General features: G+C 58.9%; 13 protein-coding genes. 4 read left to right on the top strand and 9 right to left on the bottom strand.

Annotated features, from left to right (window positions below; genetic code table 11):
* Positions 1-14: 14 nt before the first annotated feature.
* Positions 15-542, bottom strand: a complete 528-nt coding sequence (locus tag BM035_RS02265) for a hypothetical protein (RefSeq protein ID WP_008175906.1) — start codon at positions 540-542, stop codon at positions 15-17.
* Between the two features lie 113 nt (positions 543-655).
* On the opposite strand from BM035_RS02265, the gene BM035_RS02260 reads away from it, so the two are divergent.
* Both BM035_RS02260 and BM035_RS02255 read left to right on the top strand, forming a co-directional pair.
* The gene (locus BM035_RS02260) at positions 656-1,825 is read left to right on the top strand and encodes an efflux RND transporter periplasmic adaptor subunit (RefSeq protein WP_092030154.1); all 1,170 of its coding nucleotides are present in this window, start codon (positions 656-658) and stop codon (positions 1,823-1,825) included.
* Positions 1,822-4,926 carry an efflux RND transporter permease subunit gene (locus tag BM035_RS02255; RefSeq protein ID WP_092030152.1) on the top strand — a complete coding sequence of 1,035 codons (3,105 nt, stop codon included), beginning with the start codon at positions 1,822-1,824 and terminating at the stop codon, positions 4,924-4,926. Before BM035_RS02260 ends, BM035_RS02255 begins: the two co-directional genes overlap by 4 nt.
* Before the next feature lie 12 nt (positions 4,927-4,938).
* Here the strand turns inward: BM035_RS02255 and BM035_RS02250 are convergent, their stop codons facing one another.
* Together BM035_RS02250 and BM035_RS02245 are read right to left on the bottom strand one after the other, a co-directional pair.
* Positions 4,939-5,712, bottom strand: a complete 774-nt coding sequence (locus BM035_RS02250; protein WP_092030151.1) for a DODA-type extradiol aromatic ring-opening family dioxygenase — start codon at positions 5,710-5,712, stop codon at positions 4,939-4,941.
* Between the two features lie 25 nt (positions 5,713-5,737).
* Positions 5,738-6,178, bottom strand: coding sequence for a DoxX family protein (locus tag BM035_RS02245; RefSeq protein WP_008175901.1), 441 nt, complete (start codon positions 6,176-6,178; stop codon positions 5,738-5,740).
* 104 nt (positions 6,179-6,282) lie between these two features.
* Between BM035_RS02245 and BM035_RS02240 the strand changes: the two genes are divergently transcribed.
* The gene (locus tag BM035_RS02240) at positions 6,283-7,173 is read left to right on the top strand and encodes a LysR family transcriptional regulator (RefSeq protein WP_092030149.1); all 891 of its coding nucleotides are present in this window, start codon (positions 6,283-6,285) and stop codon (positions 7,171-7,173) included.
* A 24-nt stretch (positions 7,174-7,197) separates the two neighbouring features.
* Here the strand turns inward: BM035_RS02240 and BM035_RS02235 are convergent, their stop codons facing one another.
* The 5 genes from BM035_RS02235 to BM035_RS02215 all read right to left on the bottom strand — a co-directional run bounded on the left by BM035_RS02235 (position 7,198) and on the right by BM035_RS02215 (position 11,809).
* On the bottom strand, positions 7,198-8,025 hold the full coding sequence (locus tag BM035_RS02235; protein ID WP_062785375.1) for an ABC transporter permease subunit: 828 nt from the start codon (positions 8,023-8,025) through the stop codon (positions 7,198-7,200).
* On the bottom strand, positions 8,018-8,947 hold the full coding sequence (locus BM035_RS02230) for an ABC transporter permease subunit (RefSeq protein WP_053114714.1): 930 nt from the start codon (positions 8,945-8,947) through the stop codon (positions 8,018-8,020). Before BM035_RS02230 ends, BM035_RS02235 begins: the two co-directional genes overlap by 8 nt.
* Before the next feature lie 4 nt (positions 8,948-8,951).
* Positions 8,952-10,070: a polyamine ABC transporter ATP-binding protein gene (gene potA / locus BM035_RS02225; protein ID WP_053114715.1), complete on the bottom strand. Its 1,119-nt coding sequence runs from the start codon at positions 10,068-10,070 to the stop codon at positions 8,952-8,954.
* A gap of 3 nt (positions 10,071-10,073) precedes the next feature.
* Positions 10,074-11,180, bottom strand: coding sequence for a polyamine ABC transporter substrate-binding protein (locus BM035_RS02220; RefSeq protein WP_092030148.1), 1,107 nt, complete (start codon positions 11,178-11,180; stop codon positions 10,074-10,076).
* A 302-nt stretch (positions 11,181-11,482) separates the two neighbouring features.
* The gene (locus BM035_RS02215; RefSeq protein ID WP_092030146.1) at positions 11,483-11,809 is read right to left on the bottom strand and encodes a hypothetical protein; all 327 of its coding nucleotides are present in this window, start codon (positions 11,807-11,809) and stop codon (positions 11,483-11,485) included.
* A gap of 255 nt (positions 11,810-12,064) precedes the next feature.
* Here BM035_RS02215 and BM035_RS02210 point away from each other — a divergent pair, with 255 nt between their 5' ends.
* Positions 12,065-13,429: a glutamine synthetase family protein gene (locus BM035_RS02210; protein WP_092030145.1), complete on the top strand. Its 1,365-nt coding sequence runs from the start codon at positions 12,065-12,067 to the stop codon at positions 13,427-13,429.
* 74 nt (positions 13,430-13,503) lie between these two features.
* On the opposite strand, the gene BM035_RS02205 is transcribed toward BM035_RS02210, so the two are convergent.
* Positions 13,504-15,021, bottom strand: coding sequence for an aldehyde dehydrogenase (locus BM035_RS02205; protein WP_092030143.1), 1,518 nt, complete (start codon positions 15,019-15,021; stop codon positions 13,504-13,506).
* Between the last annotated feature and the right edge of the window lie 167 nt (positions 15,022-15,188).

Raw genomic sequence — 15,188 nt, 5'->3', positions numbered from 1 at the left:
CAGGGTTTCTCGGGTTAGAACTCCGCCAAACGACTGGGTGTACCCACATACACATAAACCGCTGAATCGCCGCGGAAGGCCACCTTGTGAACCGATACATTCGGTTTCCCAGCCTCAGCCGCGCTGAACCGGGTGACCATTCCTGCATTCATCCCATCCCTCGTTCTTTCCCCTTCAGTGCTTGACCAGCTATCACCCAGGCACTGCCCCATCCAGTTTACAGCCGTGTTGTACCTGGTGGTCGCCACCTCGTCGTTGGGAGTATTGCCGGAGCAGACGTAGGCGCTGTCGTTATTGGCCCAGCTCCAGACTTCGCAGTGTCCGCGGATTATCTGTTCTTTGGCATTGTAGACAGTTACCGAGCTGAAACTATTGGAGCTGCCACGGTAAGCCTCAAAACCAGAGGGGTAATCAGCAACGATGCCTTTCAGTGAGGCGCAGGGATCGTCAACGCCCAGTGACAGCGTGTTCTGAATTGAGCATCCCGCCAGGGAAAGCCCGATGATGACGGAAGTAAATTTTACGGTTTTGGGGATTTTCATTGAGTGGATCTCTGAAACGAACGATTCAGGGAAATATAGCAAAGATTCGACTAATCTTATTTTCGACTTGATTGAACCCCGCCAAGAGACTGCCATTTCAGGGAAGACAGACGATGGAAGGCTATAAGAAATTCCGCATTGCCGTAGTTTCAGTGTGTGCAGGTTTGTTGTTGGCAGGCTGTTCCGAGCCTAAGGAGCCAAAGCAAACCAGTCCCGTTGCCGTTTCCGTGGTGGTACTTGAGGCCAGTGAAATCCGGCCTTCCCGGGAGTTTGTTGCCAGAACGGCCGCTTCCGCCAAAGCGGATATCACGCCGCGCATAGAAGCGGAAATCCGGGAAATTCTTTTTACCGAGGGCGCGAAAGTCAGCCAGGGCGAGCTCCTGATCCGGCTTGAGGACACTCGCGCAAGCGCTGATCTCCAACAAGCTGATGCTGAACTGGCTGCGGCCCGCGCCGAAGTGGATTCTGCGAGCCGAAATCTGAAACGAGGGGAAGAAGTGTCGGAGAAAGGCTTCCTGTCGGCTGCGGACCTGGACAAACTCAAAGACCGCTTCAGCGCAGCTGAAAGCCGCCTCCAGGCTGCCCAGGCGGCCGTTCAGAAGGCAGGAAGTAACCTCGAGTACGCTGAAATACGAGCACCCTTTGATGGCTGGATCGGCCGCCTGAACTATGACGTAGGAGCCGTGGTCAGTCCCTCTTCTGGAGCAATAACCTCTATCCAGGTGACCGACCCTGTCTACGTCGAATTCCAGATCAACGAGGCTGACTTTATCAACTTCCGCCGCCGGGGAGCGGAATCTGCTCAAGCGCTATCCAGATCCCTGGGGCTTTATCTTACCCTGCCAGACGGCGAACGCTATGAGCAGGCTGGTGTGCTGGATTTCGCCGACGTGCAGACGGACGCCAGCACCGGCACCGTTGCGATGCGAGCGGTCTTTCCCAATCCCGACGCGGTGCTCGTGCCGGGCCTCTACGTAACGCTCCGGGTTGAGGGGCAGTCGGGAGAGCCGCAGGTGCTCGTTCCTCAAGTGGCGGTTCAGGAAACCATTGAAGGCAAGTTTGTTCTGGTGGTTGATGACCAGAACCAGGTTGCCCAGCATTTTATCCAGACCGGCTCCCGGGAGGGCGCGCTGCTGGTCGTTAGTTCAGGTCTCGAAGCCGGTGACCGGGTGATTGTCGAGGGCCTGCAGAAAGTGCGACCCGGGGTTACGGTCAGTCCCGTTGAAAAACAGATTGATCAGCAAACCGGAGCGCTCATCCAGATGGGTGGGGCTGGCCAATGATCAGCCGGGTTTTTATTCATCGACCGAAGTTTGCGTTTGTTATTTCCATCCTGATCACCCTGGCCGGGTTGCTGGCGTTACGCATTCTGCCGGTCAACATGTATCCGGACATGGCCCCGCCCCAGATCCAGGTGAACGCCTCGCTTCCCGGCGCCAGTTCCCAAGTGGTGGAGGAGGCGGTTATCCGGCCGGTAGAGCAGCAGCTGAACGGCGTGGAGGGCATGATCTATATCGAATCCACCGCGTCCAGCGATGGCACGGCCAAAATCACCCTTACCTTCGAGAGCGGCACCGATACAGACATTGCCCAGGTAAACGTCCAGAACCGCGTTGCCCTGGCGGAACCGTTTTTGCCCGATGAAGTCCGTCGACAGGGCGTGGTGGTCAGCAAGCAGGCTGGAAACATGCTGATGGGTATCAACCTGACCTCCGAGCGACCGGATCTCGACGGCGTCTTCCTCAGCAACTACGCCTCCAATAACCTTGTTGAAGCACTTGGTCGGGTGCCAGGGGTAGGGTCGGCGGAAGTGATGGGCGCGAAAGACTACAGCATGCGAGTCTGGCTGGATCCCCGCCGGATGGCCTCCCTGGATGTGACCGTCGCCGAGGTTGCCGCTGCGCTCCGGGAGCAGAACCAGATTGTCGCGGCCGGCAAACTCGGCCAGCCGCCCGTGCCTGCGGGCCAGCAGTTTGTCTACAGCATTCAGACCCGGGAGCGCCTGTCAGATCCCGACGAGTTCGCCCAGACCATTCTCCGCTCAAGGCCCGATGGCGGTTTTGTGCGCCTGAAAGACGTGGGGCGTATCGAGCTGGGTTCCCGTTCTTACACGTCCACCGCGAAACTGAACAATCAGGACACCGCATTCCTGGTGATATATCAACTGCCCGATGCCAATGCGCTGGAGGTCGCGGAGCGGGTAAAGGCCCTGGTTGAAGAGGCCTCAGGCAGTTTTCCGGCGGGCGTGAATTACACCGTCCTGTACGACACCACCGAATTCATCAGCCGCTCCATCAGTGAAGTCATCGTTACCCTGTTCCAGGCCGTCGGCCTGGTGATCCTGGTGGTATTCCTGTTCCTGCAAAACTGGCGTGCCACGCTGATTCCGAGTATTGCCATCCCGGTCTCCCTGATCGGGACCTTTGCGGTTATGTCAGTGCTTGGCTATTCCATCAACACCATCACGCTGTTCGGGCTGGTGCTGGCGATCGGCATCGTGGTGGATGACGCCATTGTGGTTATCGAGAATGTGGAGCGCATCCTTGCGGAAGAGAAGCTGCCCATCCGTGAGGCGGTCACCAAGGCGATGGCGGAAGTCACAGGGCCGGTAATTGCCACCACGCTGGTATTGCTGGCGGTTTTCGTGCCCGTTGCGTTCATGCCCGGAATAACCGGCAAGCTTTACCAGCAGTTTTCGGTCACCATTTCGGTGGCTGTGATCATCTCCTCAATCAATGCGCTCACACTGAGCCCGGCCCTGTGTGTTGCGCTGCTTGGCAGGAGCGGGGAAAAGGCCATTGGCTGGCTCCGGCCGTTCGAAGTGGCGATCACGCGGACTACCAGTGGCTATTCGAAGCTGGTTGTGCAGCTCCTGCGCAAAGGGGCGCTCGTTGGCGTTGCCCTGGTGGTGATTCTGGTTGCCGGTGCCGGCCTGTTCAAATCAGTGCCTTCGGCGTTCGTGCCGCCGGAAGATCAGGGCTTCCTGTTCGTGGATGTGCAGTTGCCCGATGCTGCTTCCCTGGAGCGCACGGAAGCCGTGCTAACCAAAGTAACGGACATGGTTCTGGAAGACCCGGCAGTAACTGACTTCATTACGGTATCCGGCTTCTCGCTGCTGGGTGGCGCATCCTCAAACAATGGCCTTGGCATTGTGATGCTGAAAGACTGGGAAGAACGGGAAGATGCCAGTCTGGGTCTGGGGGCGGTCATTCCCAGACTGTATTCCAGGCTCTGGACAATCCCCGAGGCACAGGTGATGGTCTTCAATCCGCCTCCGATCCCCGGGCTGGGAACCTCATCCGGCTTCGACTTCCGCCTTCAGGATAATCAGGGCAGGGACGTCTCGGAGCTGGCGCAGGTTATGAATGGCCTCATCTACGAGGCCAACCAGAGTGAAGCGCTTTCCCGGGTATACAGCACCTACCGCGCGAACATTCCGCAGTACCTGCTGGAAGTCGAGAGGAACAAGGCCAAGGCTCTGGGTATTGAGCTTTCCGATATCTTCTCTACCCTGCAGACCCAGCTTGGCTCGCTTTACGTGAACGACTTTACCCGTTTCGGCAAGAACTACCGTGTGCTTCTGCAGGCCGAAGGCGAGTTCCGACAGCGCCCCGAAGACCTCTCCCATTACTTTGTCCGCAACCGGGATGGCGACATGGTGCCGCTGACCACGCTGGCCTCGCTCAAACCCGTGCTCGGGCCCTCAAGCATCCAGCATTTTAACCTGAAGCGCTCGGTAACCATCTCCGGGGAGGCGGCGCCGGGTTTTGCCAGTGGCGACGCCATTGCGACCATGGAAGAGCTGTCACAGAGCCTGCCTCAGGGGTATGAGTTCAGTTGGGCCGGCCAGAGCCTGCAAGAGATTCAGGCGGGTAATCTGGCGGGGGTGATCTTCCTGCTGGCCCTGGTGTTTGTGTACCTGTTCCTGGTGGCGCAATACGAGAGCTGGACCCTCCCGGTGGCGGTGCTCGGTGCCGTGCCATTGGCCCTTGCCGGCGCCATGGCCGGGCTCTGGCTGGTGGGGCTGGCGAACAACATCTACGCCCAGGTGGGCCTGGTATTGCTGATCGGGCTCTCCACCAAAACCGCCATTCTGATTGTGGAGTTCGCCATGCAGTTGCGCCAGTCGGGACTGTCGACTGCCGAGGCGGCCCAGAAAGCGGCGGTACTGCGTTTCCGGGCGGTATTGATGACCGCTCTGTCGTTCGTGCTTGGCGTACTACCGTTGGTCTTTGCCAGTGGCGCCGGGGCTGCAAGCCGGGTAAGCCTCGGTATTACGGTTCTCAGTGGCATGGTTGCCGCCACCGTTCTGGGCACATTGCTGGTCCCGGTATTTTACAAATGGATCCAGTCTGTTCGGGACCGCCGCCAACCGGCAGCGTAGTTCGCTGACCGTTCAGGCTGGGTGCTGAAAAACGAAGGCATCCATGGCCAGAACACCGTGTTCGATGCCGCCATCAATCAGCACGCCGGGTTGCTGCTCCCCGGCTGCACCGGCGGCCACCAGCAAAGGTAGAAAATGCTCGGTGGTTGGGTGCGCCCGCTTGGCATGGGGGGCCTCCTCCAACGCTGCTATCAGTTGCTGATGGTCGCCGTCCTGCACTTTGGCACGGACCCAATCCGTGAATTCCCTCGCATACCCGGATGCGTTCGGGTCACCCCAGCGAACCTCGCACAGATTGTGGGTAAGGCTGCCTGATCCGATGATGAGCACACCATCATGCTCGAGCGGCTGCAGGGCCTGGCCCAACCGCCAGGCAGACGCAGGCCCAAGATCCGTTGGCATCGAAACCTGGAATACCGGAACCGAATGATCAGGGAACAGGTGCATCATTGGCACCCAGGCCCCGTGATCCAGCCCCCGGGTCTCGTCAGCACTGGCCTTCCAGCCCCCTGCCTCCAACAACGCCAGAGCAGTTCGCGCAAGTTTCGGATGGCCTGGTGCCGGATAGTCGAGGTTATAGAGTTCGGGTGGAAAACCCCGAAAATCGTGAATCGTCTCGGGTGTTTCCGAGACGCCTACCCGGATTTCTTCCGTCATCCAGTGTGGTGAAACCACCAGCACAGCTGCGGGCCGGGTCAGGCGTTTGCCCAGCTCTGTCAGGGCCGGGCCAGCAAGGCCCGGCTCCAGCGCAAAGGTGGGAGCGCCGTGGGAAACAAACAGACTCATGATTTGCTCCTCCGGGTTGCGGTGGTTATCGGGCTGCAATCGCGCGGTCAATGGACGCGCGGCCTGCGCCGCTGAATACCAGGGATACCGATACGGCCAGCAAGGCCAGGCCAAACTCGTAACCATTGTTACTCATGAACAGGCCGTTGCCGATATGAACGCTGAAAATGGCGATCAGCATGGCGAATGCCAGTACCGCGCTGGCGGGGCGAACCAGCAGGCCGATGATCAGAGCCAGGCCACCAAAGAATTCCGCACCGCCGGCCAACAAGGCCATCAGGTAGCCGGGACTCAGCCCGATGGAATCCATCCATTGTCCTGTGCCTTCCAGGCCATAGCCGCCAAACCAGGCAAACAGTTTCTGGGCGCCATGAGCGGCGAAAATGATACCGACGGGAATTCGAAGGGCCAGAGCGCCCCAGCCTGCGTCAGTGGCGATCAGTTTGTTCAGGAATGCGTTGTTCATGATGAATCTCCTTGGGTGTGTTGTGAGCATGTGGGTACTTTACAAATATCAATAAAAGGGATAAACGTGGCTTTAATGAATTAACTGTTCCGGAAAATGAAACAATGGATCGATTGCTGGAGATGCAGACGTTCTGCACCGTGGTTGAGGCGGGGAGCTTTGTGGCTGCGTCGGAGAATCTGGGGATGTCCAAGGCCGCTGTCTCGCGTTATGTCAGCGAGCTGGAAACCCGTCTAGGGGTTCGGCTGTTGCAGCGGACCACCCGCCGGCTGTCGCTGACGGGAGAAGGGGAGGTGTTCTATGTCCGATGCCGGGAGTTACTGGCTGGCGTTGAGGAGGCCGAAGCTGAAATCACCTCCCGCAATGATGTCGCACGGGGCACGTTACGAGTGAATGCGCCGGTCAGCTTCGGAATCAGCCACCTGGCGCCTTTGTGGGGAGAGTTTCACGCCCGCTACCCGGATGTGGAGCTGTCAATCGACCTTTCAGACCGGCTGGTAGACATCGTCGAGGAAGGCTTTGATCTGGCCATCCGGATTGCCACACTGCAAAGCTCTACACTGGTCAGCCGACGGATAACCTCCACCCGGCTGATGGCTTGCGCCTCGCCGGATTACATTGCCACTCACGGCTCCCTAGCGAAACCGGCAGACCTGTTCAGCCACAGAGTTATCGGCTACAGCAACTTCACGACCGGCAATGACTGGCCTTTTGAAGGCCCCGATGGCGCAATAAGCGTGCGGGTAAGACCATGGATGTACGCCAATAATGGCGAAACCTGCTGCGGCGCTGCCGTGGCCGGCCAGGGCATCGTGCTGCAGCCCGGCTTTCTGGTTCATAAAGACCTGGAAGCCGGGCGGCTGGTGGAGCTGATGCCAGAGTATCGCTCCACCGAGCTGGGCGTTTACGCCGTCTATCCCACCCGCAAGTTCGTCACACCCAAAGTCCGTGCGCTGGTTGACTACCTTGTCTCTGCCTTTCCCGATGCCCTGTGAGGGCGCGAGCGGGGCTTCCGGACGCTAGGCGTCCGGTGTCTGCAGCCGTTTGCGTTCCGCCCGGCGCATCAGATACCAGGCGATAAATGCAATCAGCGATACAGCCACGATGATCAGGGTGGCCAGCGCGTTGATCTTCGGCGAAACCCCCATCCGCACGGAGGAAAACACCACCATCGGCAGTGTTGTTGCACCCGGCCCGGAAACGAAGCTGGCAATCACCAGATCATCCAGCGACAGAGTGAACGCCAGCAGCCAGCCAGATACGAGCGCTGGAGCAATCACTGGCAGTGTAATCACGAAGAAGGTCTTCAGTGGCGTACAGCCCAGGTCCATGGCCGCCTCCTCAATGGAGCGGTCCACTTCCTGCAACCGGGCCGATACCACCACCGCCACATAGGCACTGCAGAAGGTGGTGTGGGCGATCCAGATGGTGGCCATGCCACGGTCCACCGGCCAGCCAATGGTCTGGGCCATCTGCACGAACAACAGCAGCAGCGACAGGCCCGTGATCACCTCTGGCATAACCAGTGGCGCGGTAATCATGCTGGACAGTAGCGTGCGCCCGCGCATCTTCTTGAACCGGGTGATCACGAACGCACATAGCGTCCCCAGACACACCGCCATGCTGGCGGAGTAGAAGGCAATTCGCAGGCTCATCCACACAGCAGAGAGGATCTGTTCATCCCGGAACAGCTCGCCGTACCAGTGGGTGGAAAATCCGGCCCAAACCGACACCAGCCGGGACGCGTTGAACGAATACACGATCAGCACAAACATCGGCAGATACAGGAACAACAGGCCGAGAACCAGCATCACTTTCGAGAAACTGAACGAACGCGATTTAACCATGCTTTTCCATCTCCCGGGCCTGGAACCGATGGAACAGCACGATCGGCACCAGCAGTAACAACAGCATCACGATCGCGAGGGCAGACGCCACCGGCCAGTCGCGGTTGTTGAAGAACTCCTCCCACAACACCTTGCCGATCATCAGCGTATCCGGCCCGCCCAGCAGTTCCGGGATCACGAACTCGCCCACCGCGGGAATAAACACCAGCATGGAACCGGCCAGAATGCCGGCCTTCGACAGGGGCAGGGTAATGGCCCAGAAGGTGGTCAGGCTGCGGCAGCCCAGGTCTGATGCCGCCTCCAGCAGCCGCACATCCAACTTCACCAGGTTGGTGTAAATGGGCAGCACCATGAACGGCAGGTAGGCATAGACAATGCCCAGCACCACCGCGAAGTTGGTGTTCAGCATCTTGAGCGGCTGATCGATAAAACCCAGCCACATCAGAAAACTGTTCAGAAGCCCCTGATTGCCGAGGATGCCCATCCACGCATAAACCCGGATCAGGAACGAGGTCCAGGAGGGCAGCATTACCATCAACAGCAACACCAGTTGCCAGTGTTTTGGAGCCCGGGCCATGGCATAGGCCATGGGGTAGCCAATGAGCAGGCACACCACCGTTGCCAGGAATGCTGTCTTCACCGACCCCCAATAGGCGGCGAAATACAGGCTATCTGAAAGAAGGAACAGGTAATTGCCAATGTTCACCACCACCGACAGGGTGTTGTCCACCCACCGGAATACGGGCTCGTAAGGGGGGATGGCCATGACCGCCGAGGTCAGGCTGATCTTCAGCACCAGCGCAAAAGGCAGGAGGAAGAACAGCAGCAGCCACAGGAACGGGATACCGAACACCACCCGGCGATTAAACAGCACTGCACGCACCCGCTCGGTCAGAGGGGTGGGTAAAAGCTTCCGTCTCATTGGCTCAGTTCCAGAGCAGGATGGGGCTGGAGGCTTCCCAGGATACGAATACCCTGTCGCCCCAGGTTGGCCGCTCGCCACGGCGTTCCACGTTCGCCATGGTCGCCTGAACGCGTTTGCCGCTGGCCAGCTTTACGTAGTAGGACGTGATGTCGCCCAGATAGGCGATGTTGTCCACCGTTCCGCAGCTCCAGTTGTGCTCGCCGTCCGGTTTGTCCGGGGTCAGGTAGATCTTCTCTGGGCGAAGGGCTACCAGTGTTGCGGTACTTTCCGCCGGCGTGGTCACGCCGCGATCAATAAAAACCGGGGCATCCAGCAGGTCGCTGGTCAAAGTAACGCTGTCGGCCTCGTCTTCCCGGATGTGGGCCTCGAAAATGTTCACCGAGCCAATAAACTCTGCCGTCATGCGGCTGTTCGGGCTCTCATAGATGTCGATGGGCGAGCCGATCTGGGCAATCCGGCCCTGCGCCATGATGGCGATGCGGCTGGCCATGGTCATGGCCTCTTCCTGGTCGTGGGTCACCATCAGGCAGGTGGCGCCCACGTTTTCCAGAATTTCCACCAGTTCCAGCTGCATTTCGGTACGCAGCTTTTTGTCCAGGGCGCCCATGGGCTCGTCCAGCAACAGCAGCTTGGGACGTTTGGCCAGTGAGCGGGCCAGGGCAACGCGTTGCTGCTGACCACCGGAAAGCTGCTGGGGTTTGCGCCGGGCATAGGGTTCCATCTTGACCAGCTTCAGCATGGCGGCCACCCGGTCGCGAATTTCGCTTTTCGGCAACTTGTCCTGTTTCAGGCCCATGGCAATGTTCTGCTCCACCGTCATATGGGGGAACAGAGCATAGGACTGGAACATCATGTTGGTCGGGCGCAGGAACGGGGGCAGAGCTGTAACGTCCTGGCCGTCGAGCATGATGGAGCCGGCGTTGGGCGTTTCAAAACCTGCGAGCATGCGCAGCAGGGTGGACTTGCCGGAACCGGAACCACCCAGAAGGGCAAAGATCTCGCCCTTGTGGATGTCCAGGTTCACATTGTCCACGGCCAGCGTGCCATCAAAGCTTTTGGAGATGCCCCGAATGCTGAGTAACACCTCCGCTTGCGCGGAGGTGTTGTTGCCGTTTTCCACCGCTTAACGACCAGACTTCACGTTGGTCCAGGTGCGGGTCATCAGACGCTGGGCGTCCTGAGGCCGGCCTTCCATGATGTACAGCTTCTTCATCACCTCATCGGTGGGGTAGATGCTGGTATCGCTCAGAATCTCCGGATCAACGAATTCGTTGGCCGGCTTGTTAGGGTTGGCGTACCACACATAGTTGGTCACGTCCGCGATGATTTCCGGACGCATCAGGAAGTTCATCAACTTGTGGGCGTTCTCAACGTTCGGTGCGCCGGCCGGGATGGTCATCATGTCGAACCACAGGACTGCACCTTCTTTGGGAATGGTGTAGCGGATCACGTTGCCGTTCTCGGCTTCCTCGGCGCGTGCGGCGGCCTGCAGGATGTCGCCGGAGTAACCGGCAGCCACACACAGGTCACCGTTGGCCAGGTCAGCAATGTAACGCGACGAATGGAAGTAGGTGATGTTCGGGCGAATGGCCTTGATCACCTCGCCGCCTTTCCTGATGTCGTCGGCGTTGTTGCTGTTCGGGTCCAGGCCAATGTAGGCCATGGCAGCACGAACCATTTCCTCGCCGGAATCCAGCATGGCAATACCGCAGCCGCCGGCGGCAAGCTTGCCGGTGACTTCAGGATCGAATACCAGGGCCCAGGAATCGGTGGGAGCGCTGTCACCCAGGATTTCCTGGATACGGCCTTCGTTATAGCCATAGCCGTTGGTGCCCCAGAGATAAGGCAGAGCAAACTGGCTACCCGGGTCAACCTTTTCCAGATCGTCCATCAGATCCGGGTTGAGGTTGCTCATGTTCGGCAGCTTGCTGTGGTCCAGCGCTACGAAGGCGTTGGCAGAAATCTGCTTGGCCACATAGTGGTTGGACGGCACAACAAGATCGTAGCCGGAACGACCGGAAAGCAGGGCGGCTTCGAGGATCTCGTTACTGTCGTAAACGTCGTAGATCACCTTGATGCCGGTTTCTTCCGTGAACTTCGCCAGGGTGTCCTCGGCGATGTAATCGGACCAGTTGTAGACACGCACTTCCTCGGCGGCAAACGCGGAAGAGGCACACAGAGACAACGCAACAGAGGCGGCCAGCGCCTGTGGCTTACACAACTTCAACATTGGATGATGTCCCTCACTCAAAAGGGATAAATACAAAACGTGCAGGACGCACGCGGTGTTGTGCAGGTCTGCTGAGGGTGGCCGCAGGTGGCTGTTGTCCCGGGAAGAACCGGTCGCCGCCTTTTGACTCCTTTAAGGCTTGTCCTGGAAACGGCGGTGGGGAACCTGCCGAATTCTCGCGATATTTATCATGAGATCGCGGAATGCGCTACGGAAATTTTTGCTGACCGATTCGGAGTTATGCGTATGCTGCGCGCGCTTTGCTTCAGAACAAAGGCGCGTTCGGGGTATTCCTATTCAAATCAGTCTTGTATGCAGACTTCCTGGCTCCGTGCAGACAGGCTCCGCCATTTCTCTGTGTCGCTGTCACGTACCCGCTCCAGGTAACGAATAACATCCAGGAAATGCTTCCGGGTCGCACCCATGGCCTGGGCTTCTTTACGGTGCATGCCGGAGAGATAACGTAATGCCTGATATTCCTCAGAGCCTTTATCCGCAGACTCGCTGATAACAGCCAGGTGGGAAGAGCAGAAAATGTGGGCGTTGCGTTTATTGAAGTCGACCGCCTCAGCCCAACTGCCGGCGCTGAAGGTGGCTAGAATCAGGGTCAGGCCTGCGAGAGTTTTCATGGAACGTGGCTCCCTTGCGTGGCGGTAAGTGGCTGCGCTGCTCGGTATGCAACCTCTGCATGCTATCACATCGGGAAAGGACGGTTTTCTCGGGACCGGCTTTGGGCAGCTGTCGTCTTAATTGCCCGGAATCCGGGCAAAATACGGTATGTGCGTATCTTGCCAAATGCTCAGGAAACCGGGATAAAGGAGTGTTGAAACCCCTGCGCCGGCTCCTCGGCACCAGGCCTGTTTGCGTTGTGGATGGCTTCCCTTATGGCTTCTGGTTCTTCGAGTGCCGACTCGTTCCTTCAGGCACACCCCGAACTGCAGTTTGTTGATCTGCTGATCCCGGATATGAATGGCATTGTTCGCGGCAAGCGGGTAGACCCGTCTGCTTTGGCGAAGGTGTTTGAACGCGGTGTGGCTATGCCGGCGTCCATCTTTGCCCTGAACATTCAGGGCACTACGGTGGAAGAAACCGGCCTCGGCCTGGATATTGGCGAGGCAGACCGCGTCTGTCTGCCCATTGAAAATACCCTCACTATGGAACCCTGGCAGAAGCGGCCCACTGCGCAACTTCTGTTGACCATGTATGAGCTGGATCGCGAGACACCGTTTTTCGCAGATCCGCGGGTGGTCTTGCAGAACATCATGAAGCGCTTCGAGGAACTGGGTCTGACTACTGTGGCGGCCTTTGAGCTGGAGTTTTACCTGATTGATCAGGAAAACCTCGCCGGTCGCCCTCAGCCACCCAAATCACCCCTCTCTGGCAAACGCCCTGCGGGCACGCAGGCCTATTCCATTGATGATCTGGACGAATACGCAGAATTCCTGGCGGACGTGCTGGATGCCGCCCATGAGCAGGAATTGCCGGCGGATGCGCTGGTAGCCGAGTCCGCGCCCGGGCAGTTTGAGGTCAACCTGCACTACGTGGATGACGCCGTGCAGGCGTGCGACCACGCCACTCTGCTGAAGCGTCTGATCAAGAACATGGCCTACGACCATGAAATGGACACCACGTTCATGGCCAAGCCCTATCACAACCAGGCCGGCAGTGGCATGCACCTGCACGTGAGCCTGGTGGATGGCGAAGGCCGTAACGTGTTTGCCGGCGACGCCGAGCAGCCAAACGACATGTTGCGATGGGCCGTGGGTGGATTGGTCGCCACCATGAACGACGCCATGGCCTTGTTCTGCCCCAATATCAATTCCTACCGCCGGTTCAGCCCGGAGTACTACGTTCCCAGCGCCGCCACCTGGGGCGTGGACAACCGCACTGCGTCGCTGCGTCTGCCGGGCGGTGATCCGGAGGCCCTGCGAATCGAACACCGGGTCGCCGGTGCCGATGCCAACCCGTATCTTCTGATGGCTGCGGTGCTGGCGGGCATTCACTACGGCATCTCCAACAGGATAGAGCCACCCCCCGTCACCGTGGGTAATGCCCATGAACAGCACGAAGCCTCATTGGTGAATAACTTGCGGGATGCCTTGCGGGAGCTGGGGCAATCGAAAGTGATGGCCGATTATCTCGGCAGCCAGTTTCTGGATGTGTTCGTCGCCTGCAAGGAGCATGAACTGAACGAATTCGAGATGACCATCTCCGATCTCGAATATCTCTGGTACCTGCACACGGTCTGATCAATTCCGGGATGAAAAACGGCGCCTTGAAGGCGCCGTTTTTCATTTGCCGGACTGCGACGAACTATTCCGAACTACTCCAGCACCAGCCAGGTGGCCTTCAGTTCCGTGTACTTGTCGAAGGCGTGCACAGATTTGTCGCGGCCGTTGCCGGACTGCTTGAAGCCACCGAAGGGTGCGGTCATATCGCCGCCGTCATAGTGGTTAATCCACACGCTGCCGGCTCGCAGGGCCTTGGCTACCTTATGGGCGGTATTGATATTGGAGGTCCACACCGCCGCAGCCAGGCCGTAGATGGAATCGTTGGCAATGGCAACGGCTTCGTCTGCAGTATCGAACCCGATGACAGAAAGCACCGGCCCGAAGATTTCCTCCGAGGCAATGCGCATCTGGTTATTCACCCCGTCAAACACCGTGGGTTGAACAAACAGGCCGCCCGTGTTTTCCAGAATCCGCTGCCCACCTTCCACCAGGCGTGCGCCCTCAGACTGCCCGATGCCGATGTAGTCGATGATCCGATCAAGCTGGGCCTGATCCACGATCGCGCCACAGGTAGTCGCCGGGTCCAGCGGATGGCCGGGGCGCCAGGTTTTCAGGGCCTCGCATATCAGCCTTACAAACTCGGCACGAATGCTGTTCTCGACCAGCAGGCGACTGCCGGCAGTGCACACTTCGCCCTGATTGAAGGCAATGGCACTTGCCGCCTCGGCAGCGGCCTTTTTCAGGTCTGGCGCATCGGCAAAGACAATGTTGGGGCTCTTGCCACCGGCCTCCAGCCATACCCGTTTCATGTTGGATTGGCCGGCGTAGATCATCAGCTGCTTGGCCACATTCGTGGACCCGGTAAACACCAGGCAGTCCACGTCCATGTGCAGCGCCAGGGCCTTGCCCACGGTGTGACCATAGCCTGGAAGCACATTGAAAACGCCGGCGGGAACGCCCGCTTCCCCGGCCAGGGCGGCCAGGCGAATGGCGCTCAGGGGCGATTTCTCGGAGGGTTTCAGTATGACGGAATTACCAGTGGCCAGGGCCGGGGCAATTTTCCAGGCCGCCATAATCATCGGGAAGTTCCAGGGTACGATGGCCGCCACCACCCCCATCGGCTCACGGGAGATCATGCCGATCTGGTTGTGAGGCGTGGGTGCAATTTCGCCGTACACCTTGTCGATGGCCTCGGCGGTCCAGCGGATTGCCCGGGCGGTGGCCGGCACATCCACATTTCTGGCGTGGTTGATGGGTTTACCCATGTCCAGGGTTTCCAGCAGGGCAAGCTCGTCGCCGTGGACTTCGATAAGCTCAGCGAACCGGAGCAGCACCGCCTTGCGTTTTGCCGGTGCCAGCTGGCTCCAGATGCCCGCCTCAGAGGCGGCCCTTGCAGCCATGACGGCCTGGTCGGCATCGCTCTGATCGCAACTGGCAATAGAGGCCAGCTCGCGGCCGTCAATCGGGCTGACCGAGGTAAACGTCTCGCCGTTGGCCGCCCATTGATAGGCGCCGTTCAGATAGGCGCGGCCCTCCAGAGTGAGGTTTGTGGCCAGGGCCTGCCATTCGGCCTGGCTGGTCGGTGTGGAAGAGCTGACGGGTTGATTCATGGACGCCTCGCAGGCTGTAGAGTTGAGCAATCATAGCAGCACTTTTATCCCCAGGCGCCGCCCGCGATATAGGTATAAGAACGTGTCTTTCCGAACGCGCGGCGCTGGCATAGACTTCCTGCGGCGCGCATCGTTGCAGCCTGATCCTGAACGTCTCTATCACCTTT

This window comes from Marinobacter sp. DSM 26671 (genome assembly GCF_900112835.1).
Taxonomy (GTDB): domain Bacteria; phylum Pseudomonadota; class Gammaproteobacteria; order Pseudomonadales; family Oleiphilaceae; genus Marinobacter; species Marinobacter flavimaris.
This window is presented reverse-complemented; position numbering and strand designations above follow the sequence as displayed.